This is a genomic window from Streptomyces sp. SCL15-4 (assembly GCF_033366695.1).
In the GTDB taxonomy this organism is placed as follows: Bacteria; Actinomycetota; Actinomycetes; order Streptomycetales; family Streptomycetaceae; genus Streptomyces.
The window spans coordinates 432809-455363 of the sequence record NZ_JAOBTQ010000001.1; the positions used below are offsets into that span (position 1 = coordinate 432809).

General features: G+C 75.0%; 18 protein-coding genes and 1 pseudogene. 12 read left to right on the forward strand and 7 right to left on the reverse strand.

Annotated features, from left to right (window positions below; genetic code table 11):
• The first annotated feature begins 6 nt into the window (after positions 1–6).
• The 8 genes from SCK26_RS01770 (at position 7) to SCK26_RS01805 (ending at position 8699) form a co-directional block, all read left to right on the forward strand.
• Entirely contained in the window at positions 7–432 is a 426-nt protein-coding gene (locus SCK26_RS01770; RefSeq protein WP_318199436.1) for a hypothetical protein, read from the forward strand.
• Positions 429–1598 (forward strand): glucose-1-phosphate adenylyltransferase family protein, encoded by a 1170-nt coding sequence (locus SCK26_RS01775; protein WP_318199437.1) that lies wholly within the window; start codon positions 429–431, stop codon positions 1596–1598. The genes SCK26_RS01770 and SCK26_RS01775 overlap by 4 nt, the downstream gene beginning before the upstream one ends.
• On the forward strand, positions 1595–2656 hold the full coding sequence (locus SCK26_RS01780; protein WP_318199438.1) for an ROK family protein: 1062 nt from the start codon (positions 1595–1597) through the stop codon (positions 2654–2656). The genes SCK26_RS01775 and SCK26_RS01780 overlap by 4 nt, the downstream gene beginning before the upstream one ends.
• Positions 2653–3561, forward strand: a complete 909-nt coding sequence (locus tag SCK26_RS01785; protein WP_318199439.1) for an SDR family oxidoreductase — start codon at positions 2653–2655, stop codon at positions 3559–3561. The genes SCK26_RS01780 and SCK26_RS01785 overlap by 4 nt, the downstream gene beginning before the upstream one ends.
• A gap of 119 nt (positions 3562–3680) precedes the next feature.
• A complete protein-coding gene (locus SCK26_RS01790) occupies positions 3681–4919 on the forward strand; it encodes a glycosyltransferase (RefSeq protein WP_318199440.1) in 1239 nt (412 codons plus the stop codon).
• A 78-nt stretch (positions 4920–4997) separates the two neighbouring features.
• Complete coding sequence (locus SCK26_RS01795) at positions 4998–5972, forward strand: isopenicillin N synthase family dioxygenase (protein ID WP_318199441.1); 975 nt, start codon at positions 4998–5000, stop codon at positions 5970–5972.
• Between the two features lie 467 nt (positions 5973–6439).
• A complete protein-coding gene (locus tag SCK26_RS01800) occupies positions 6440–7180 on the forward strand; it encodes an FAD:protein FMN transferase (RefSeq protein WP_412080694.1) in 741 nt (246 codons plus the stop codon).
• Positions 7181–7754: 574 nt separating this feature from the next.
• A complete protein-coding gene (locus SCK26_RS01805; protein WP_318199443.1) occupies positions 7755–8699 on the forward strand; it encodes an SDR family oxidoreductase in 945 nt (314 codons plus the stop codon).
• A gap of 160 nt (positions 8700–8859) precedes the next feature.
• Here the strand turns inward: SCK26_RS01805 and SCK26_RS01810 are convergent, their stop codons facing one another.
• The 3 genes from SCK26_RS01810 to SCK26_RS01820 are packed head-to-tail and all read right to left on the reverse strand — an operon-like array spanning position 8860 to position 12418.
• Positions 8860–10449, reverse strand: a complete 1590-nt coding sequence (locus tag SCK26_RS01810; RefSeq protein ID WP_318199444.1) for an NAD(P)/FAD-dependent oxidoreductase — start codon at positions 10447–10449, stop codon at positions 8860–8862.
• Positions 10446–11174 carry a class I SAM-dependent methyltransferase gene (locus SCK26_RS01815; RefSeq protein ID WP_318199445.1) on the reverse strand — a complete coding sequence of 243 codons (729 nt, stop codon included), beginning with the start codon at positions 11172–11174 and terminating at the stop codon, positions 10446–10448. The genes SCK26_RS01810 and SCK26_RS01815 overlap by 4 nt, the downstream gene beginning before the upstream one ends.
• Positions 11171–12418: a lycopene cyclase family protein gene (locus SCK26_RS01820; protein ID WP_318199446.1), complete on the reverse strand. Its 1248-nt coding sequence runs from the start codon at positions 12416–12418 to the stop codon at positions 11171–11173. Before SCK26_RS01820 ends, SCK26_RS01815 begins: the two co-directional genes overlap by 4 nt.
• Before the next feature lie 261 nt (positions 12419–12679).
• Between SCK26_RS01820 and SCK26_RS01825 the strand changes: the two genes are divergently transcribed.
• The 4 genes from SCK26_RS01825 to SCK26_RS01840 are packed head-to-tail and all read left to right on the forward strand — an operon-like array spanning position 12680 to position 17782.
• Positions 12680–13996 (forward strand): polyprenyl synthetase family protein, encoded by a 1317-nt coding sequence (locus tag SCK26_RS01825; RefSeq protein WP_318199447.1) that lies wholly within the window; start codon positions 12680–12682, stop codon positions 13994–13996.
• Positions 13993–15729, forward strand: coding sequence for a phytoene desaturase family protein (gene crtI / locus SCK26_RS01830; RefSeq protein ID WP_318199448.1), 1737 nt, complete (start codon positions 13993–13995; stop codon positions 15727–15729). Before SCK26_RS01825 ends, crtI begins: the two co-directional genes overlap by 4 nt.
• Positions 15726–16775, forward strand: a complete 1050-nt coding sequence (locus tag SCK26_RS01835) for a phytoene/squalene synthase family protein (protein ID WP_318199449.1) — start codon at positions 15726–15728, stop codon at positions 16773–16775. The genes crtI and SCK26_RS01835 overlap by 4 nt, the downstream gene beginning before the upstream one ends.
• A complete protein-coding gene (locus SCK26_RS01840; RefSeq protein ID WP_318199450.1) occupies positions 16772–17782 on the forward strand; it encodes a DUF5914 domain-containing protein in 1011 nt (336 codons plus the stop codon). Before SCK26_RS01835 ends, SCK26_RS01840 begins: the two co-directional genes overlap by 4 nt.
• 96 nt (positions 17783–17878) lie before the next feature.
• Here SCK26_RS01840 and SCK26_RS01845 read toward each other — a convergent pair.
• The 4 genes and pseudogenes from SCK26_RS01845 to SCK26_RS01860 all read right to left on the reverse strand — a co-directional run bounded on the left by SCK26_RS01845 (position 17879) and on the right by SCK26_RS01860 (position 22481).
• Positions 17879–19077 (reverse strand): annotated as a pseudogene (locus SCK26_RS01845) (PP2C family protein-serine/threonine phosphatase).
• A gap of 135 nt (positions 19078–19212) precedes the next feature.
• On the reverse strand, positions 19213–19605 hold the full coding sequence (locus SCK26_RS01850) for a hypothetical protein (protein WP_318199451.1): 393 nt from the start codon (positions 19603–19605) through the stop codon (positions 19213–19215).
• Between the two features lie 148 nt (positions 19606–19753).
• Complete coding sequence (locus SCK26_RS01855) at positions 19754–20791, reverse strand: LacI family DNA-binding transcriptional regulator (RefSeq protein WP_318199452.1); 1038 nt, start codon at positions 20789–20791, stop codon at positions 19754–19756.
• Positions 20792–20816: 25 nt separating this feature from the next.
• Complete coding sequence (locus SCK26_RS01860) at positions 20817–22481, reverse strand: glycoside hydrolase family 13 protein (protein ID WP_318199453.1); 1665 nt, start codon at positions 22479–22481, stop codon at positions 20817–20819.
• Between the last annotated feature and the right edge of the window lie 74 nt (positions 22482–22555).

The window sequence follows — 22555 nt, forward strand, 5'->3', positions numbered from 1 at the left end:
GCACGCATGGAAACCCATGTCCTGGTGGTGCACACCCGGCCGAGACCCGGCGCCGAGGCCGAGTACCACCGCTGGTACGACGACTTCCACCTCGACGAGGTGCTCCGGGTCCCGGGCTTCGTCTCCGCGCGGCGGCTCCAGCTGCTGCCGCGCGACGCGGGCGACGACCTCTTCGAAGGCTCCCCGGCCCGGCCCGGCAGCCACCTCGCCCTGTTCACGGTGGAGACCGACGACATCGACGCCACCATCGCCGCGTTCCAGCGGGCGCGGACATCGATGCGGGTCCCCGACTGCCTCGACCCGGACAGCGTGACCCTGAGCTGGTGGCGCTCCCTGGGCCACCGCACCACGGCCCGCTCCGCCGCCGCCCCCGGCCGCACCGGCACGGCTTCCACTCCGACGTCGTCCCACAGGAAGGCCCCGTCACCATGAACGTACGGCCGGAACCGATGACCACGCCGGCGCCGCACGCCCCCCGGGACACGGAAGGGGTGCGCGCGGTCCTGTTGGCCGGCGGCGAGGGACGGCGCCTGGGCCCCCTGGGCCGGGGCCGGCTGAAACCCCTGGTGCCGTACGGCGGCACCGCCCGGCTGATCGACTTCAGCCTCGCCAACGCCCGCCGCTCCGGCTTCCGCGACGTGCTGCTGCTCTCCCAGTACGAGGAACGCCGGCTCATGGACCACCTGCACACCGGCTGGAACCGCGAGCCCGGCTTCCGCGTGCACTTCGGGCCCTACGACCAGGCGTACCGCAGCTCGCCCGGCGCGCCGCCCCCCGTGCTGCCGCAGCGCACCCGGCCGCCGGAACGGGGCACGGCCGACGCCCTGATCAGCAAGGCGGACCACGTCTTCGAAGGCGACCCGTCCGAGATCCTGGTGCTGCACGCCGACCACGTCTACCGCTTCGACTACGGCGACATGATCCGCCGGCACCGCGCCTCCGGGGCCGCGCTCACCGTGTCGTACCAGCGCGTCGAACGGCGCTACGTCCACCTCTTCGGCATGGTCGAGTTCGACGCCCACGGAGACCTGACCCGATTCGTGGAGAAACCCGCGGATCCCACCAGCGACCTGGTGTTCGCCGCGTTCTGCGTCTTCGACGCCGCGCTCCTGCGCCGGTACCTGGTCCGGCTCCAGCACACCGACTGGCAGCACGACATCAGCCGCGACGTCATCCCGGCGATGCTGGCCGCCGGCGAGCGCGTCCGCGGCTACGCCGTCGAGAGCCACTGGGAGGACATCGGCACCGTCGACCGCTACCACCGGTCCCACCGGGGACTGCTGCGCCGGCCCCCCACCATGCCCCTGACCGACCTGCCGCTGACCGTGCGCCCCGAGCTGACCCCCCGGTTCGTCGAGGAAGACGCGGGCGTCCGCTCCAGCATCGTCCGCGACGACCTCGTCAACCACGGTCTCCTCGACCACTGCGTCGCCTACCCCGGCGTGCGCGTCGGCGCCGGCGCGACCGTACGGGACTCCGTGCTGCTGCCGGGAGCCCGCATACCCGACGGAGCCCGCCTGGAGTCGGTCATCGTGCTGGAGGACGGCACCGTGCAGCACTGCGACCGCGAGCCGTCCGCCGCCGGGACGGTGTCGTGAGCGCCGCCGCCGGGGCCGCGTCCGGCCCGCGCCGTCACGTCGTGGCCGATCTGGGCGGCACCACCCTGCGCATCGGCCGGATCGCGGCCGACGGCGGCATCGAGGCGGTGCGCCGGGTCATCACCGACGGCATCGGCCGCCACGGCCCAGGACCCGCCCGCACCTTGCAGCGCCGGGTGCTGGACCAGCTCGTCCGGCAGCTGGAGGAGTACCTCGACTCGCCCGACGGCCACGGAGCGAGCGCGGTGGGCCTCTCCTTCGCCGGACCTCTGGCCAAGGACGGCGTCGTCCGCGCGGCCCCCACGCTCTGGGGCGCCGAGGCCGATCCTGTGCACGTCGGCGACCTTCTCTCGGCGAGGCTCGGCCTGCCGGTGCTGGTCGCCAACGACATCACCGCCGCGGCCTGGCGCTACGCCGAGACGGAGGCGCAGCCCTTCTGCCTCATCACGATCAGTTCCGGCATCGGCAGCAAGGTCTTCCGGCACGGCGAGGTCCTCGTCGACGACCAGGGCCACGGCGGCGAACTGGGGCACTGGCGGGTCGATCCGAGCGAGGACGCGACGCCCTGCGACTGCGGCGGCCGGGGCCACCTCGGCGCCGTCGCCTCCGGCCGCGGCATCCTGCGGGCGGCCCGCGCGGCCGCCGCGGCCGATCCGCCGGCCTTCGCCCGCTCGGCGCTCGCCGCTCCCGCCGGGCACCGTCCGGAAGGCATCACCAACGAGGCACTGGCCCGGGCCGTCCGCGCCGGCGACCCCTTCGCGACCCGGACCCTGCGCGGTTCACTGCGCCCGCTCGCCTCGGCCGTCAACTGCCTGTTCACGGCCATCGGCATCCGGCGGTACCTGTTCATCGGCGGCTTCGCCGTCGCCGTGGGCGAGCGGTTCGTCTCCCTGCTGGGCGACGAACTGGTCCGCCTCGGCTGCTTCGGCCTGGACGGCGCCGAGACCCGCGCCATGCTCGCGCTCGGCGCCGCCGACGACGACCACTGCCTGATCGGCATGGGCCGCATGCTCCAGCGGTCCCCGCACCCCATCCCCGTCCTGGAGGACAGCGTATGAGCACCCTGGTCATAGGCAGCGGATTCGTCGGACGGGCCGTCGCCGCGCACCTGCTGCGCTCCGGTGAGAAGGCCGTGGTGGCGTCGCGGACACCACCGCCCGCCGACCCCGGGCACCCCGCGCCCTGGTCGGCCCTCGACGTCACCGACCCGACGGCGGTCCGGCGGGTCCTCGACGCCACGGACGCCGAGCGGATCGTCCTCGTCCACGGACCGTCCGACGTCACCTGGTGCGAGGAACACCCCGAAGAGGCCCTGCGCGGCCACGCCGGGGCGGCACGCGTGGTGGCCGAGGCGGCCGGCGACAGGCGGATCGTGCTGATCTCCACCGACAACGTCTTCGACGGCACCGCCCGGGCCCCCGACGAGACCGCCCCGACCCGCCCCGCCAACGCCTACGGCAGGGCCAAGCTCGCCGCCGAACGGATCCTCGCCGAGCGGGCTGCGACGACGGTGCTGCGGGTGAGCCTGATCTACGGCTGGGAACCCGCCACCGCCCCGAAGTGGCTCAACTACTTCTCGTCCTGCGTGCACCGGCTACGCACGGGCGAGCACGTCACGGCCCCGACCGACCAGTGGACCACCCCGGTGCTCGTCGAGGACGTGGCGGCCGTCACCGCCGCCGTACTGCGGGCACCGGCACCCGGACTGCTCCACCTGGGAGGACCCGAACGGATCTCCCGCGCCGACTGGGCCCGGCTCATCGCGCGCGAACTCGGCCTGCCGCAGGACCGCGTGACGGGGCAGCCGCGCGCCCTCGGCCGGTACGCGTCCCGGCCGGAGAACACCTGCCTGGCGAGCACCCTGCTCACCGTCCACCCCGCCACGGCGGGCGTCCCGGTGCGCGGAGTGCACGACGGCACCCGCCTCCTGCTCGCCCGCGCGGAACGCGCCGCCGCGCTCTGACCCCGGCCGCTCCGCCGGCGCGCCGCTCCGTACGGCTCCGTACGGCCTCGTACGGCGTCGTCTCACGGGCGCGCCGCCGGCCCCCGCACCACCGACCCACGCCAAGAGGAAGGACACCCGTGCCCGCACTGATGCCCGACGACCCGGACCAGCTCGCCGACGCCGTCGTCACCACCCTCGCGGTCGACGCCGACCCCCAGGCACGTGAGGCCAGCATCTTCTACTGGGAACGCGGACAGCCGTACCGCGAGGCGGTGGCGGAAGCCGTCGCCCGGGTCCCGGACGGCGAACTGCTCGCCGCCGCCCGGGCGTTGCGGAACAGTCCGGCCGACCCGGCCACCCACGCGACCCTGCACCGGCGGCTGACCGAACTGGCCCGCGACCGCGACGCCCCGGCGCTCGGCAAGCTGTTCGCCGAGGCGTGGCAGGCGGAGTCCAACTCCCGCCTCGGCTACCACCTGGGACGCCACTACAGCCCGCGCGCGGGCGGGAGCGTCACTCCCGAACGGCTGCGCTCCCTGGACGCTGCCACCGCCCCGGCCGTCCCGCCGTCCGCCGCGCCCGGCGGCGACGCCGAGACGCTCGTCGTCGTACCGTTCCGCGACCGCGGACCCGGACACCGGCTGCGCAACCTGCTGGCCTGCCTGCTCTCGCTGCGCGACCAATCGGTGCCGGCCTCGTCGTACCGGGTCGTGGTCGTGGAGAGTGACGACACACCGCGCTGGCGGGACGTCGTCACGCCGTACACCGACCACTACCTCTTCGCCCGCAAGGACGGGCTCTTCAACAAGTCCTGGGCGGTGAACGTCGGAGTGGTCAACGCGCCCGGCCGGCCGGAGGCCGTGTGCATCCTGGACGCCGACGTGCTGGTCGACCGCGACTTCATCGCCCGCAACACCGCACGCTTCCGGGAGCGCGGCACCATGGGGCACCTCAGCTACCGCGACATGTGGTGCCTCGACGAGTCCGCCACGTCCTGGGCGATCGAGGAACGCCTCGGGCGCGGCGCCCCCCAGGTCGACAGCGACCGGCTGCGGGCCTTCGTGCTGCGCCGCCCGCCCGGCTGCTGCGTCTGGGTCCGCACCAGCGCCTTCCACCGCATCGGCGGCATGGACGAGCGGTTCGAGGGCTGGGGAGGCGAGGACAACGACTTCGCCTACCGCATGGACACACACTCCGCCTTCGACCAGTACCGCGACCCGCTGCTCCACATGTATCACCCCTCCTCCGCCGTGCTGCGCGAGGACGGAGAACTCATCAACGCGCACATCCCCGCGCTGACCTGGGGGCCCGGGGAACGCCTGGGCGACATCGAGCGGTTCGCGGGGACGCCCGCCGCCACGGGGCCGGAACAGTGACGAATACGACGGCGATCACGGCATGACGGCAATGACGACACGGCAACAAATCTCCACCCCGACGAAAGGCGGCCCGACATGGCGCAGGACATTCCCGTACTGGACCTGACCGAGTGGCAGGAGGCGGACTCCGCGCACCGCGCCGCCATCGCCGCGCGACTGGACGCGGCCCTGCGGCAGACCGGCCTGTTCCTGCTGGCCGGCCACGGGATACCGGAGGAACTGACCGACCGGATGCGCACCGAGGGACGCGCCTTCTTCGGTCTCCCGCGTGAGGACAAGGAGCGGTACCGGGTCAGCCGTCCCTACGACAACGGATGGCGCGGACTGGGCGCGCTCCAGGTCGGTGCCCTGGACGGCAAGCCCGACACCTCCGACCTGCACGAGGCGTTCCACGTCGGTCCGAGCCACCGCACCGGCGACGCGGCGTTCGACACGCTGTACTACCCCGACAACAAGTGGCCGGAGGAACGGCCCGCGCTGCGTGAGGCGGTGCTGGCGTACACCGGGCACATGACCCGCGTCGCCCACCAGGTGATGGAAGTGCTGGCCGGTGTCCTCGGCCTGCCGGCGGACTTCTTCACCTCGCGCTGCGCGCGGGCCACCTGGACGCAGAACGTCAACTGGTATCCCTCACTGACCAGCCTGGGCGAGGTGCAGCCCGGCCAGATGCGGGTCGGGCCGCACACGGACTTCGGCACGCTGTCCCTGCTCGACCGGCAGCCCGGCGTCGGCGGGCTCCAGGTGTGGAACGAAGAGGACGGCTGGTTCGAGCCGCCCTTCGAGCCGGGCACTCTGGTCGTCAACCTCGGCGACCTGATGTCGCTGTGGACGGACGGCCGCTGGCGGGCCCTGCGCCATCGCGTCCTCGCGCCCAGCAGCCTCGCGCCGGACGAGGAACTGGTCTCCCTCGTGTACTTCTTCGAGACCGACCCCGACGCCGAGATCGTCCCGTTGCCCGCACCGGTGGGCGGGGGCGCGGGCCTGTCTCCCGTCATCGCCGGGGAATCGATTCTGCAGAAGGTCGGCGCGACGGTGAGCCTGCCCGGCTGACCCCTCCCCGCACCGCCGCCTCCCCGGCCGGGCCCGGTGACCGGCTCGCCCGACAGCACTGCGCCGCCCGGACGATGGCCCGGGCGGCGCAGTGCTGTCCGAGGAGGACACACCGGCACCCGAGCCGCCGGCGCGGTGCAGGCCGGCGGCGACGGCTCCGGCAGCGGGCGAGCACCGGCTCCAGTCGGTCTCTTCAGTCCGCGCCGGGCTCGGCGGGACGGTGAACACCCGGGCGGCCCGGCACGTATCCGTGGGCGAAGGGTCGAGTCCCCGCGGAGGAACCGTGATCACGCGCAAGCGCCGCTCGCCGGCTGTCTCCCGGCCCGGCATCGCTCCCGTCGACCCCGTGTCCGGCGCGGCCTGCGCCGGTACCGGTGACAGGCGGTCGGCGCCGGACCGGGCCGGTGGCTGATCCGGTGGCCGAGTGGGCGGAGGCTCCCGCCGCGGTGCGTCACACGGAGGAGGTCATGGGGACGGTCTTCTCCTTCGACGTCCGCGGCGGGGAGCCCGGTGCGGTGCGGGCGGCGCTCGCCGAGGCGGTGGCCGGGCTGCACCGGGCCGACATGTTGTTCAGCACCTACCGGGAGAACAGCGAGGTCGCGCGGCTGGCCCGGGGTGAGCTGGAGCCGGCCCGGTGCGCCCCCGAGGTGACGGAGGTGCTGGACCTGGCGGCCGAGGCGGAGCGGGTGAGCGGCGGCTGGTTCGCCACCCGGTACCGGGGAGTCCCGGACCCCACCGGCATCGTCAAGGGCTGGGCGACGGAGCGGGCGGCGCGGCTGCTGGCCGGAGTGCCGGGTGTGTGCGGGGTCGGCGTCAACGGAGGCGGTGACGTGCAGCTGCTGGGCTCGCCGGAGCCGCGGCGGCCGTGGCGGGTGGGGATCGCCGATCCGCTCCGCCCGGGCGGCCTCGCGGCGGTGATCTCGGCTGCGGGCGCGGAGGAGTTGTCGGTGGCGACGTCCGGGACGGCCGAGCGGGGCGCGCACATCATCGACCCGCGCACCGGCAGGCCGGCGGAGACGGACCTGGTCGCGGTGACCGTCGTCGGCCCCCGGCTGACCTGGACGGACTGCTGGGCCACGGCGGCGTTCGCGAGGGGCTCGCGGGCGGGCCTGGCATGGCTGGAGTCGCTGCCGGACGTGGAGGCGCTGCTGATCACGGCCGGCGACGAGGTGCGGTGCACCGGAGGCCTCGCGGCACGGCTGGCCTGAAACCCGGCACCGCCGCCCCGCTCACCGGGTTGTACACATCCGGCCCGGCCCGCCGCACACGCCGACCACACCGCACGGAAGGCGGTACGCACGACGTGACTCCGAGGAACCGGCAGCGCGACCGGCCCCAACCCGGCACCGCCGCACCGCTCGTCGGCTTCGCCGCGCGCGACGCCATGCCCTCACCCGACCGGCGAACCGTACGCGTCCGGCCGGGCCGCCGCACACGCTGCCCACATCGCACGGAACGCTGACCACACCGCACGTAAGGCGGTGGCGCACGACGTGACTCCGAGGAACGGCCGGCCCGACCGGCCCGAAAACCGGCACCGCCACCCCCGCCCCCGCCCCACTCGTCGGCTTCGCCGCGCCTAGGTACGCATCCGGCCCGGCCGCCGCGCACGCTGACCGCACCACACGGAAGGCGGTACGCACGCCGTGGCTCCGGAAGCCGACGGGTGCGTACGCGGACGCCGCCCCGGGTACTCGTGGTCACCCCGCGCGTGACAGCGGCGCCGGACGTCCACGGACGCTCCGCGCCCCGCCCGCGCACCACCCGGAGCGAGGAACGCCCATGTCTCCCACCTCGCGGCCACGGCCCGGCACCGCGGTCCCCCGCGACTCGGTCCTGCGGGGCCGTGTCGCCGTCGTCACCGGAGCGGCCCGCGGGGTCGGCGAGGCCCTGACGCGTCGCCTTTCCGCCGCCGGCATGCGCGTCGCCCTGCTCGGCCGCGAGGCACAGACCCTGCGCGCCGCCGCCGCCTCGCTCGGCACCCCGAGCCTGTGCGTCGAGTGCGACGTCACCGAGCCGGAGGCACTCGACGAGGCCGCGCGCCAGGTGGCGGACCGGCTCGGTGACGCGTCCGTGGTCGTCGCCAACGCGGGCGTCGCGGCCGGCGGCCCCTTCCGGCTGACCGACGCCGGTCTGTGGCGGCGAGTCATCGACGTCAATCTGGTCGGCTCCGCCAACACTGCCCGCGCCTTCCTGCCGCAGCTCGCCCGCACGCGCGGCTACTTCCTCCAGATCGACTCCACCGCCGCGTTCGGTTCGGCACCCATGATGAGCGCCTACTGCGCGTCCAAGGCGGGCGCGGAGTCCTTCGCCCGGGCCCTGCGCGGCGAGGTCGAGCCCGACGGGATCACCGTCGGCATCGCCTACCTGCACTGGACCGCGACCGACATGCTCACCGACCTGGACGAGCACCCGGTGCTGCGCGCCCTGCGCGCCCACCAGCCGCGGTTCGCCCGCCGGGTGCACACGGCGGGCCAGGTCGCCGACTGGCTCGCGGCCGGTGTGGAGCGCCGCGCCGTCCACGTCTACGCCCCGCCCTGGCTGCGCTGGTGCCAGCCGCTGCGACCGCTCTTCCCCGCCCTGGTCACGCACGTCGCCCGCCGCGAGATGCGCCGCACACCCGCCGCCGGTTTCACGGCCGGCACGGGAGTCATGGGCGCGGGCGGACGCGCCGACTGGGAGGCCTACACGTCCTCGGCGCGCGGCCGGCCCGCTCCGCCGCGGTAGCGAGCACTACGTCGGCGCGGCCCGTGCGCCCGGTGGCGGCCCACAGCACCGTCCTGTGCGGCGACGACGTTCTCCCGCCGCAGGTCGCCGTGGGACAGGCACGGAGGCTGCCTCGGAACCGGTCCCAGCCGGTGTCCTGACGCATGCGGCCCGGCGCGCATCAGACCACGCCTTGCCGCGCTCGTCCGCGAACGGCGGGCTGCCGCCCCCACGTGGCCAGGGCCCGGAGAAGTGCGCTTCGCCCGCGGTCCGGCACCGTCCACAGCGTCTGGCCCCGCACTCCCCACCGCTCCAGCAGGACGTTGGCCGCGAGGAAACCGCTCGTGGCGGCCCGTTCCATGAGCGCCACGGGCAGGCCGGTGCGGACCAGGTCTCCGGCCACGACCAGCCGGGGGTGCGGGGTGCGGACGGTGGGGCGGTCGCCGTAGCCGTCCACCGGGAACAGGGGGCAGTCCGTGTGCCACTCGTGACGGGCGTCGAGGACCGTGGCCGGGCCGGTCTCCGGATAGACGCGGCGCAATTGTTCGAGCAGGCGCTTCTGTTCCACGTCCCGGGCGGCTTCGGGCGGTACGGCGTAGGCGTGCAACTCGACGACGGAACCTCCGCTGCGCGCGCTCCACCGGGCCGCCTCGTCCTCGTAGCGTTCCGGCACGCTGATGTTGTCGAGGGTGCCGAAGCCGCTGGTGCCGAGGAAGCCGGGCCGGTCGGGTGCGACGGGCCGGTCCAGCCACAGTCGGCTGACCAGGAACGGCGGAGCGGTGCGCAGCCGTCCGATGCGCTCGCGCCAGGGCGCGTCGCCCAGCTGTCCGCAGCGCCCGGCCAGCGAGCGCAGCCCGGCGGTGTCGAGGGCGAGGACGACCGCGTCGTAGCGGCGCTCGTCCCGGCCGGTGGCGGCCACGAGACCGCCGTCCCGGGTGGGCGCGATGTGCTCGACGGCCGTTCCGGTGCGCACCTCGGCGTGGTGCCGGGCCAGATGGCGGGCGAGCGGGTCCCACAGGGCGGCCGGGAAGGGGGCGCGGGGCACGTCGAACAACAGCCCCTCGGCGGAGCCCAGGAAGTAGATGTGGAACATCAGCGCCATCTCGGCCGCCGACAGCTGCCGCGGGTCGGCGAAAAAGCTCCGGGAGAACACCTCGAAGGCCAGGTGACGGGCGCTTTCGGGGAAGCCCACGGCGTCCAGGAAGGCGTGGGCGCTGGTGCCGTCCAGGCTGTCGTAGATCTCCGGCACGCGCACGTCGAGCAGGGGCAGGGCCCCCCGCGGGTCCATCGCGCGCAGGTCCGCGAGCCGGAAGGAGGGGCTGAGCGCCGCGAAGCCGAGCGCGCTGAGCGGCGGGGTGCGCGGGACGTGCCGGAAGCTGTCGCGCAGGCCGGCGGCGTGGCGCAGCGGGTAGTCCGGAAGGCCGGTGAGCCGCTCCAGTCCGGGGTCGGTCCGGCGCAGCAGCCCGCGCAGGTTGTAGTACTGGCGGAAGAACGCGTGGAAGCCGCGGCTCATGGTCACCGTGGTGCCGTCGCGCAGTTCGGCCGGCCATCCGCCGACCCGCCCGCCGAGGTACGGCCGCTTCTCGTACACGGTGACGGCCACCCCTCGCTCGGCGAGCACGGTGGCGGCGGCCAGGCCCGCGATGCCCGCGCCGACCACCGCCACCGACGGCGGAGGTCCCTGCACGCGGGCGGTGCCCGGCCGGGCGGGCAGGACCCGGGCCCGCCGGTCGCGGCCCGGGCGCGCGGCGCCCTGGCTCCGGGTCCTCATGCGTCCTCCCCGGGGACGTGCGCCCGGCGGGCGACGAAGGTGTGGGTGATGCCCGTCTGCCAGCCCGGCAGCGGCAGGGCGCGGACCTGGTCGAAGCCGGCCGCGCCGAGCCGTCGCGCGAACCGCCCGGCGGTGTCGAAGTCCACCACGCTGCGCCACAGGTGCCGGTACAGCGGCCCGTCCCCCAGCACAGCCGCGACGGGCCGCACCACGCCTCGGCACACCAGCGTCCACACCACGCGGTCCGCGCGCCGCCCGCGGAGGGTGTACTCGTGCACACCGAGCCGGCCGCCCGGCCGCAGCAGCCCGCGCACGGCGGCGAGCACGGCGTCGGGGTCGGTGACGTTGCGGAAGAGGTAGGCCGCGAACACCGCGTCGAACGGGCCGGACACCCCGGCCTCGGACAGCCGCTCGGCCGGGGCGTGCACGAAGGTCACCCCGTCCGCCCACGGTTTGGCCGCGGCCCTCCGGAGCATGCCGGCCGAGGCGTCCACGGCCGTGATGCCGGCGGCGGGCAGGACGGAGCGCAGCGCGGCGGTGGAGGCGCCGGTACCGCAGCCGAGGTCGAGCAGGCGCAGCCCCCGGCCCTGTCCGGGCAGGCCGAGCCGGCGCACCGAGCGGCGCAGGTGGGCGTGGTAGCCGGGGTTGGCGGCCACCAGCGCGTCATAGCCGCGGGCGGCGTGGTCGAAGGCGGCGGCGAGGTGCTCGTCGCGCAGCAGTGTCATGCGGTCTCCGTCGGGGGGAGGTGCGGGGCGGACGTCGGCGGATGCGGTGGCGGGGGCAGGTCGAAGGGACGGCGGGGCAGGCGGGGCAGTTCCAGGGCGGAGCGCAGCATCGGCTTGACGGGCGTACGCAGGCCGATGGACAGGTCCTCGTGCGGGCGGGTGTCCCCGTCGAGGAAGCGCAGCAGCCGTGCCATGGGCACGCGGGCGAAGAGGCGCCCGAACAGGTCCGCGCCGTCGGCCCGGCCGCTGTCCAGCGCGCGCAGCAGGACGGCGTCCATGACGCGGGAGCGCGCCGGGTGGGCGGCGGGCGGCACCGGGCGGCGGCCGTGGCGCAGGGCGGCGGCGACGGCGCCGGTCTGGCGTTGCAGTCCGGCGAAGGTGTAGCCGGTGGCGGGACGGGTCGCTCCGCCGGCGGCGCCGATGCGGAAGACCGAGGCTCCGGTCTGCCGGGCGATCGGCGCGTCGGTCATCGGGATGACACCGGTCTCGGTGGCCAGCACCTGCCGTTCGCCGAGCCGCAGCACCTCGTCGGCGTAGTGCCGCACGGCGGCCTCGTAACGGTCCGGGGTCAGGGTGTGCCGGGAGAACTCGGTGTACTCCACGAGCGCCTCGCACGGCCCGGTCGGCAGGACGTAGCCGAAGGACAGGCCGTGGGCGGGCTGCGGGGTACGGAAGTCCATCAGTTCCACGGCGGCCGGGTCGAAGACGGGCCGGGCGGTGCGCACGAACCAGCCGTGGAAGTGCTGGAGCAGGGTGGTGCGGGCGGCCGGGAGGCTGCCCGGGGGGCGGGAGTCGAGCACCCAGCGGGCGCTGAGCACCCGCGCCCGGCCGTCGGTGTCCCTCAGGTGGACGTGCGCGCCGCCGGGCACGTCCTCCACCGCTTCGACGGTCGCTTCGAGGCGCCGCACGTTGGGGCTGCGGGCCAGGTCCCGGGAGACCAGGCGCTCGAAGTCGTCGGAGCGGATCATGCGGTACCGCAGCGGGTCGATGTCGCCCTCGACCGGCGCGCCGGTGCGCGGGCGGACCCTCAGCCGCCGCCACTCGGCCCGCACCGCCGCGTCGAACCGTCCCGCTCCCGCCGTCCAGTAGCACCAGGTCCGCGGAGGCGGCCGCAGCGGGCCGGGCGGCGCGTCCACCAGCACCACCGACGGTGTCCGCAGGCCGGGAACGCCGCCGGAGAGCCGGTGGGCCAGCGACAGCCCGGCGGCGCCCGCACCCACGACGGCCACGTCGGTGTCCGGCACGGTTCCTCCCTTCCTCGGTGTCCTCGCCTCTCCGGTCCGGCCGCGGCACGCCACGGCCGGCCGGGGGCCCGGTACCGCGGAATGTGTACCCCGGCGGATGCAGGCCGCCCCCTGGCGGCGAGCGGCCGGGCGCCGGACGGGGCACGGTGGAGGGGGCGGATCCCCGGCGTCCGCGCGATCGCGTGGGGCGTCCACGTGTCCGTCCGCGCCGAAGCAGAGGGTGACGGCACGAGGGATACGAACACGACGGAGGGAACCGGGATGCGGCCCACCCACGCGAAGGACCACCCCGCGACCGCGCCGCCGCAGCCGGGCGCGGCGTCGCCCGTGGCGTCATGTGCGCACGGGACGGTGGCCGACGACGGGGAGGGGCACCGCGTCGCGGAGGGCGTTCCGGTGCCGGCCGGGTCCGCCGAGGTGCGCCGGATCGACGCCGACGTGCCCGGCGCCGTCGGCCGGCTGCTCGGCCGGGTGCTGGCGGAGCGCCTGCGCCGGGCACGGCTGACGGATCCCCTGTTCGCCGAGGAACTGGCCGAACGGGTGGCAGGCTTCACTCTCCAGGGTGGCAAGCGCACGCGCGCGCGGCTGGTGTGGTGGGCCTCGCGGGCCTGTGCCGGCCGGGACCGGGCGGCCGCGGCGGCGGCCCTGCGGATCGGAGGCGCCCTGGAGCTGCTCCAGACGTGCGCGCTCGTCCACGACGACGTGATGGACCGGGCCGTACTGCGGCGTGGCCGGCCCACGCTGCACACGGACCTGACCGACCGGCACGCCGACCGGGTCGGGCCCGGGCGGGCCGGGCGGTTCGGGCAGTCGGCGGCGGTCCTCGCCGGGGACCTCGCGCTGGCCTGGGCCGACGATCTGATGGCGGAGACACCGCTGGCGCCGGGGACGGGCGAGGTGGTGCGGCGGCTGTGGAGCGACATGCGCACGGAGATGGTGGCGGGCCAGTACCTCGACGTACAGGGCCAGATCTCGGCGGTCCCGTCGCTGCCCCGTGTGCTGCGCGCCGCCTGCCTGAAGAGCGCCCTGTACTCGGTCGAGCGGCCCCTCGCCCTGGGCGCCGCAGTGGCGGGCGCGGACGAGGTGACGCTGCGCCGGCTGGGCGCCGCCGGGCGCTGTGTCGGCATGGCGTTCCAGCTGCGCGACGACCTGGACGACGTCTTCGGCGACCCTCGGGAGACCGGCAAGGCGTGCGGCGGCGACATCCGGGAGGGCAAGCCCACCTATCTGGTCGCGGTCGCCCGCGCACGGGCGGAGGCCGCCGGTGACGGCATCGCGCCGGCCGTCCTGGACCGGTGGCTCGGTGATCCGGCGCTCACCGATCGCGGCCTGGACGAGGTGCGGGAGGTGCTGGTCGCGACGGGTGCGCGCGCCACCGTGGAGGCCGAGGTGGACCGGCTGGCCGCGCAGGGGCTGCGGCACTTCGACCGCGCCGTCCTCGATGCGGAGGGCGGCGGGCCGCTGCGCGATCTGCTGCTGGCGACGGCGGGGGCGCGGCCGGAAGCGGCCGCCGCCGCAGGTCCGCGGCCGGCGCGCGGCCCGGCCCGTGCCCGCGGCGGCGCGGAGGATGAACGGTGACCCGCACGGTGCCCGGTCGCACGGACCACGTGGTGGTCGTCGGCGCCGGACTCGCCGGGCTGTCGGCGGCGCTGCACCTGCTGGGCGCCGGACGGCGGGTCACGGTGGTCGAGCGCGAGGAGCTGCCCGGCGGCCGGGCCGGACGCCTCGACCTGGCCGGTTACCGGATCGACACCGGGCCGACCGTGCTGACCATGCCCGACCTGGCCGACGAGGCGTTCGCCGCCGTCGGCGACAGCCTGTACGAGCGGGTCGAGCTGATCCCCCTGCACCCGGCCTACCGGGCCTGCTTCGCGGACGGCAGCAGCCTCGACGTGCACAGCGGCGCGGACGCGATGGCCGCGGAGGTGGAGCGGTTCGCCGGGGCGGCCGAGGCGGCGGGCTACCGGCGGCTGCGCGACTGGCTCCAGCGGCTGTACGCGGCGCAGGTGCGCCGCTTCATCGACGCCAACTTCGACTCGCCGCTCGGCCTGCTCCGCTCCGATCTCGCCCGGCTGGCCGCCCTCGGCGGCTTCGGCCGCCTGGACGCCCGCATCGGCCGTTTCCTGAGCGACGAACGGCTGCGCCGGGTGTTCTCCTTCCAGGCCCTGTACGCGGGTGTGCCTCCGGCGCGGGCGCTGGCCGCCTACGCGGTCATCGCCTACATGGACACCGTCGCCGGCGTGTACTTCCCCCGGGGCGGCATGCACGCCCTGCCGCGGGCGATGGCGGAAGCGGCTGCCACGGCCGGTGCCGAGCTGCGGTTCGGACAGCCGGTGATCCGCCTGGAGAGGTCGGGCGAGCGCGTCACCGCCGTCGTCACCGACGCCGGCCGCATCCCGTGCGACGCGGTCGTCCTCACCCCGGACCTGCCCGTCGCCTACCGGCTGCTCGGCCGCCGGCCGCGCAGACCGCGCGGACTGCGCCACTCCCCTTCCGCGGTCGTGCTGCACGCCGGCACGGACCGCACCTGGCCCCGCCTCGCCCACCACACGATCTCCTTCGGCGCGGCGTGGCACCGCACTTTCGACGAACTCACCCGTTCCGGGAACCTGATGAGCGACCCGTCGCTGCTCGTCACCCGCCCCACCGCCACCGATCCCTCTCTCGCGCCACCGGGCCGTCACCTGCACTACATCCTCGCCCCGTGTCCCAACACCGACATCGGCCCGGACGCGGCGGCCTGGTCCGACCTCGGCCCGCGCTACCGGGACACGCTGCTGCGGGAGCTGGAACGGCGCGGACTGGACGGCATCGAGGCCGCCATCGAGGAGGAGTGCCTGGTCACACCGGCCGACTGGCACGCGCACGGGCACGCCGCCGGAACCCCGTTCTCCGTCGCCCACACCTTCGCGCAGACCGGCCCGTTCCGGCCACGCAATCTGGTGCGCGGCACGGAGAACGCGGTCCTGGCCGGCTGCGGCACCACGCCCGGCGTCGGCGTGCCCACCGTCCTGCTCTCGGGGAAGCTGGCCGCGGCCCGCGTCACGGGCGTACCCGGCCGCGGCGGCAGCCACCCGCGCCCCTGTCCGGCCACGACTCTCCAGGAACGCGTCGACGCTCCGGCCGGCACGGGCTTCCGTGCCGGCCGGCAGGAGCCGGCCGCCGCCGCGCGAGCGCACGAGGAGCCTCCCCGCCGCCGCACCGCCGCGCAGGAGCCGCCGGCCTCCCCGGCTGCCGCGCGGCAGTCCCCGCCGCCGGGAAGCCTCCCGGCCGGCCCCACGGCCCCCGCGACCGAAGGCAGGACAGGATGACCGATCGAGAGCTGGACGCGGCGGGGATCGACGATCCGGCGCTGCGCGCGGCCTACCGCCACTGCCGCGCCCTCAACGCCCGGCACGGCAGGACCTACTTCCTCGCCACCCGGCTGCTGCCCGCCGAGCGCCGGCCCGCCGTGCACGCCCTGTACGGCTTCGCCCGCTGGGCCGACGACATCGTCGACTCGCTCGATCCCGGCGCCGGAACGGACGTACGGGTGCGGGCCCTGGCCCGGCTCCAGGAGGAGCTGGCGCAGGGACTGCGGCGGGGCGACGGTGGCGAGCCGGTGGTGCGCGCGCTCGCCGACACCGCCCGCCGCTACGCCATCGACCACGCCCACTTCCGGGACTTCATGACCGCCATGCGCTCCGACCTGGTCGTGACGTCCTATCCCACCTACGCGGACCTGCGCGCGTACATGCACGGCTCGGCCGCGGTGATCGGGCTCCAGATGCTGCCCGTGCTCGGCACGGTGGTGCCGCGGGAGGAGGCCGCGCCGTACGCCGCGGCGCTCGGCGTCGCCTTCCAGCTGAGCAACTTCCTGCGGGACGTCGGCGAGGACCTGGACCGCGGGCGCGTCTATCTGCCCGCCGACCTGCTCGCCGGTCACGGCGTGGACCGGGAACTGCTGGCCTTCAGCCGCGCCACGGGCCGCCCGGACCGCCGGATCACCGCCGCGCTCAGGGAGTTCGAGGCGCTGACCCGCGGCGTGTACCGGGAGGCGATGCCCGGCATCGAACTGCTCGAACCGGTGGCCCGGCCCTGCATCCGCACCGCGGCCGTCCTGTACGGCGGCATCCTGGACGCCGTGGCCCGCGACGGCTACACCGTGCTGCACCGGCGGTCGGTGGTGCCGCGGCGGCGCAGAGCGGTGGTCGCCGCCGACGGGCTCGCCCGGCTGGCGACGGCCCGGCTGCGGGCCCGGACCACTCCCCCGCACCGGTCGGCTCCCTCCTCCCGGGCCTCTCGGGCCTCCCGCGGCCTGCCCGGTGCCTCGCGCCCGCCGGCGACGGCCGTCCGCTCCGCCGGGGAAGTCGTGTGAGCCGCCGCCGTCGCCTGCCACTGTCGCTGCGCCGCCATGCCGTGCCCTGGGAAGGACAGCGGCCCACCTGGCGCGAGGCACGGCCCGGGCTGATCGCCGGGGCGCTGAAGCGGGCGCAGGCCCGCCCGTCCGGGAACTGGTACGTCGTCGGCGCCTCCCGCGCCCTGCGAGGCAACGGCAAACTGGCGCGGACCGTGGCCGGGCGGGAGATCGTGGTGTGGCGGGGGCCCGACGGCCGCCCCGTCGGCGGACCGGGCATCTGCCCGCACCTGGGAGCACCGCTGCGGGACAGTCCCGTGCGCTGCGGCACGCTGGTGTGCCACTGGCACGGACTGGCTCTGGACGGCGGTCCGTACGCGGGCTGGTCGCCGCTGCCGGTGTACGACGACGGGGTGCTGGTGTGGGCGCGGCTGGACGCGGTGGGCGGCGAGGAGCCCCTGGACGCGCCGGTCGTACCGCCCCGGCCCGAGCCCGCGCGCGCTGTGACGGCCGTCTACACCGGCGTGGGCGTCTGTGAGCCGGAGGACGTGGTCGCCAACCGGCTCGATCCGTGGCACGGCGCGTGGTTGCACCCCTACTCGTTCGTCGACCTGACCGTGGTGGACACTCCCGGTGACCCGGCCGGCGCGACGGACGACGGCCCGGACGCCCTGACCGTCGACGTGTCCTTCAAGGTGGCGGGCCGACTGGTCGTGCCGGTCCGCGCCGTCTTCACCGCGCCCGGCCCCCGCACGGTCGTCATGCGCGTCACCGAGGGCGAGGGCGCGGGCTCCGTCGTGGAGACCCACGCCACCCCGCTCGGCCCGGACGGGGCCGGCCGGCCCCGCACCGCCGTCGTCGAGGCGGTGGTCGCCGCCTCGCCCCGCCCGGGCTTCGCCGCCGCCCGCCGGACCGCACCGCTGCTGCGCCCGCTGCTCCGTGCCACGGCCGGCCGGTTGTGGCGGGACGACCTGGCCTACGCCGAACGGCGCTGGCACCTGCGGTCCACCGGCCGCTTCCCGGGCTGAGCGGCCGCAACCGGCACACCCGGCCGTCCTCCCGCCCGGCCCGGCGGATCAGCCGCGCGGCCGGGACGTGGGCGCGGCCGGCCGGACGCTGCCGGGTCAGGTGTTGGAGCCGCCGCTGGTGCGGCGCTGTGTCGAGCGGCTGCCGTGCCAGTCGAGCACCAGGAGGGTGGCATCGTCGGGCAGAGCCCCTCCGCACGCCTTGTGCACCGCCGAAGTCAGGTACCGGACCACTTCGCGCGGGTGCTCGTCGCGAGTGGCGTGTATGAGGGAGAGAAGGTCGACCGAGGCGGCCGCGCGTTCGTGCATGCCATCGGTGATCATGATGAGACGGTCGCCGGGCTCCAGACGAAGCCGCTGCACCTCGTAGGTGACCGGGGCCGGCACCCCGAACGGCATGCCACCTTGATGACCAGTTCCTCCGCGCGGCCGCCGCGCAGTAGCAGGGGCCAGGGATGGCCGGCGTTGACCAGCTCGCAGGCGCCGGTGCCGAGCCGGACCCGCAGCAGCTGCCCGGTGGTCATGCCGCGGCTGTACCTGGTGATCGCCCGGTGGGCGGCGTACGCCTGGTCGAGGACGCCGTCTCCGTCCCGGCGGGCTCTGCGCAGGGCGTTCACCGTCAGTGTGGCCAGCAGCGCGGAGTCGGTGTCATGGCCCATGGCATCGGTGATCGACAGGTAGAGGGCGTCCTGGTCGAGGGCGTAGTCGTAGGTGTCGCCGCCGATGTCGTCGGCGGGGACCAGGCCCGCGGCCAGGGTGAACTGCGCTGCCTCGCAGCAGGACGCCGAGGGCAGCAGCTGGTGCTGGATCTCCGCGGCCAGGCTCATCGTCGAGGTGCGCCGTCCCCAGTGGTAGAGGTCGGTGAAGCGGCGGTCGGTCACCACGATGTACGCGAGCGCGTGTGCGGCCCGTGTCACCGCCTCGCACAGCGCGTCGTCCGCCCGGGGCACCACCAGGTCCAGGACGCCGATGCAGTCGCCGCGGTTGGTCACCGGGGCCGCGAGCCGGCGGCGGCCCTCTCCGGCCGGTTCCTGGTGCAGGTGCTGGGAACGCAGTACCCGGTCGTAGAGGCTGCCCGCCAGCTCGCGTCTCTCCGCCTGACCGGGCGCTTGCCCGGCCGCGTCGGTTCTGGGCAGCCGTACGGCTTCCTGTCCGAGCATGTCCACGAGCCAGAGCGAGACCTCGCTCGCCGAGCACCGCTTCTCCAGCTCTCGGGCGATCACGTCCACCGACTCCACCGGCGCGGCGTCCTCCGCCGCCCGCAGCACCTCGTCCAGGAGCAAGCCCTCATCGCCCACGGCAGACACCTCCCGACTCCTCCCGTCCGACTTCCCTGGAGGCTTCTGCCGAATACACCGCGGACCCTGCGTTCCGCAGCGGCTCCGCCGGAACGGCACAGGAAGACGAGGTCGCGGTGCCCTTACCGCCGGCGCTCAGGCTGCGGCTTCGCCGGGGTCCTCGTCCTCGTCCTCGTCCTCGTCATCCGAGGAGCCGCCCCGCTCGTACCCCGCAACGGGAACAACGCGGCCGTCGGCGAGCGTCCTCGTGTGCCCGGTCACCGGGTGCCTGACGGGGGGTTTGCGTCGCTCGTCCTCGGCGGCGGAGTCGGCGGACGACCCGGTGTCCCCGGTGTCCTCACCGTCCCCGATGTCCTCGGTGGCGTTCTGTTCCATGGCCTTCCTGGCGGCCAGGACAACGGCGGTCAGGGCCACGCCGCCGAGGGCGGTGCCGGCGGCGAGGATCTTGCCCTTGTGCTTGCCGTACAGGTTCTTCGTCTTCTCGATGAAGGAGGTGGGCTCGCCGTCCTCGGGCGTGGAGTCAGTCACGCACACACATCTACCGGACCCGTCCCTCCCCTGTCAGGCAATCACCCGACATCGCCGCATCAAGCCGAGTGTGTTCCTTCGCCGGGCGGCGCACGAGGGGGGACTCGGTGCGCCGCGGGCGGCTCTTCCGACGGCAACGGCCGGGGGCTCAGGCGGCGTTGTGGCGTAGCTTGGGCCTCGACGCCGTGGAGCCGCGTACCACCAGCTCCGGCATGAACACGAACTCGCTGTGCGGCGCGGGAGTGCCGCCGACCTCTTCCAGCAGCGTGCGCACCGCGGCCTGGCCCATCGCGGGCACGGGTTTGCGGATCGTGGTCAGGGGCGGGTCGGTGAAGGCGATCAGGGGCGAGTCGTCGAAGCCGACGACGGAGAAGTCCCGGGGGACCTCCATGCCGCGCTGCCGGGCCGCCCGTATCGCTCCGAGCGCCATCATGTCGCTGGCACAGACCACCGCCGTACAGCCCCGCTCGATCAGGGCCGCGGCGGCGGCCTGGCCGCCCTCCAGGCTGTAGAGGGAGTGCTGGATCAGCGTCGACTCGGTCATGTCCGGCGACAGACCCAGCTGCTCCTGTACCGCGCGGACGAAGCCCTCGATCTTGCGCTGCACGGGCACGAAGCGCCGGGGCCCGACGGCCAGGCCGATGCGGGTGTGGCCCAGGGAGGCCAGGTGGGCCACCGCCAGGGTCATCGCCGCGCGGTCGTCGGGCGAGATGAACGGGGCCTGCACCTTCGCCGAGAAGCCGTCCACGAGCACGAACGGCACACCCTGGGCGCGCAGCTCGGCGTAGCGCCCGGTGTCGGCGGTGGTGTCCGCGTGCAGTCCGGAGACGTAGATGATGCCGGCCACCGCGCGGTCCACGAGCATCTCGGTGAGTTCGTCCTCCGTGGACCCGCCGGGTGTCTGGGTGGCGAGCACCGGGGTGTAGCCCTGCCGGGTGAGGGCCTGTCCGATGACCTGTGCGAGCGCCGGGAAGATGGGGTTGTCCAGCTCGGGGGTGATGAGGCCGACCAGGCCCTCGCTGCGCTGCCGCAGCCGTACCGGGCGTTCGTAGCCCAGCACGTCCAGTGCGGCGAGCACGGCCTGGCGGGTGCCGGAGGCGACGCTCGGTTTTCCGTTGAGGACCCGGCTGACGGTCGCCTCGCTCACCCCGGCCTGTGCGGCGATGTCGGCGAGCCGGATCGTCACGGGGACGGTCTGTACCGGCCGCATGTCAGGCTGCCCACCAGACGGCGCACTCCCCGGGCAGTGCTGTCGTACCGGCGCCCGGCTCCACGTCGGCACCGGCGAGCAGCAGCGTGCCGGGCGTGGTCAGCGTGACGGGGGCGGCGGTGAAGTTGACCGTGCAGATGAAGGAGCCGTGCTCGCTGTCGCGGCGGAAGGCCAGGACTCCTTCCGGAGCGTCCAGCCAGGTGATCTGGCGGCCCGCGCCCAGCGCCGGGTGCTCGCGGCGGATGGCGAGTGCCCTGCGGTAGAACTCCAGCGTGGAGGCCGCGTCGCCCTCCTGCGCCTCGACGGTCAGGTGTGTCCAGTCCGCCGGCTGCGGCAGCCAGGTCGGGCCGCCCTCGACGGGACCGAAGCCGTACGGCGGAACCTGGCCGGACCACGGGATCGGCACCCTGCAGCCGTCACGGGTGCCGTCCTGGCCCGTGGTGCGGAAGAACGCGGGGTCCTGTCGCACCTCGTCGGGCAGGTCGACGACCTCGGGCAGGCCGAGTTCCTCGCCCTGGTAGATGTAGGCCGAGCCGGGCAGTCCCAGCATCAGCAGGGTCGCCGCGCGGGCCCGGCGCAGGCCGCGCGCCGGGTCTCCGTCCGCGAGTCGCGTGGCGTGCCGCACCACGTCGTGGTTGGACAGCACCCAGGTCGCCGGCGCGTGTACGGCGTTCATGGCGCGCAGCGAGCGGTCGACGACCTCGCGCAGTCCGGCCGCGTCCCAGCCGGTGCCCAGGTAGTCGAAGTTGAAGGCCTGGTGCAGCTCGTCCGGTCGCAGGTACAGGGCGCTGCGCTCCACGGTCGGGGTCCATGCCTCGGCGACGGCGATGCGTTCGCCGTGGTACTCGTCGAGGATGCGCCGCCAGCCGCGGTAGATGTCGTGCACGCCGTCCTGGTCGAAGTACGGTACCGGCCGCGTGCCGAGCAGCTTGACCTGCTCGTCGTGGCCGACGTCCGGCAGGCCGGCCGCCTTGACCAGGCCGTGTGCCACGTCGACGCGGAAGCCGTCGACGCCCAGGTCCAGCCAGAACCGCAGGATGGAGCGGAACTCGTCGTGGACGGCGGGGTGGTCCCAGTTGAAGTCGGGCTGTTCGGGCGCGAAGAGGTGCAGGTACCACTCGCCCGGGGTGCCGTCGGGTTCGGTGACCCGGGTCCAGGCGGGGCCGCCGAAGATGGACTCCCAGTCGTTGGGCGGCAGTTCGCCCTCGGTGCCCTTGCCCGGCCGGAAGTGGAAGCGGTCCCGGAGAGGAGAGCCGGGCCCCTCGCGCAGGGCCTGCTTGAACCACTCGTGCTGGTCGGAGCAGTGGTTGGGCACCAGGTCGACGATGATCCGCAGCCCCAGCGCGTGGGCGTCGCGCACCAGGTCGTAGGCGTCGGTGAGGGTGCCGAACATGGGGTCCACGGCCCGGTAGTCGGCGACGTCGTACCCTCCGTCGGCCTGCGGCGAGGCGTAGAACGGCGACAGCCACACGGCGTCGACACCGAGCTTCTTCAGGTAGGGCAGCCGTGCGCGGATGCCGGGCAGGTCGCCGATTCCGTCGCCGTTGCTGTCGGCGAAACTGCGCGGATACACCTGGTAGATGACCGCGTCGCGCCACCACTCCCGGTCCGGGGAGGCGAGGGCGGGGGCTTCGTGGGCGACTGTGTCGGTGACGTGCTGGGTCATGGATTCCCTCGGGGAGTGGAAGGATAACGGCGAAGGCGCGTCCTCGGTGGGCGGGCGCCGGGGTCCGGCCGGGG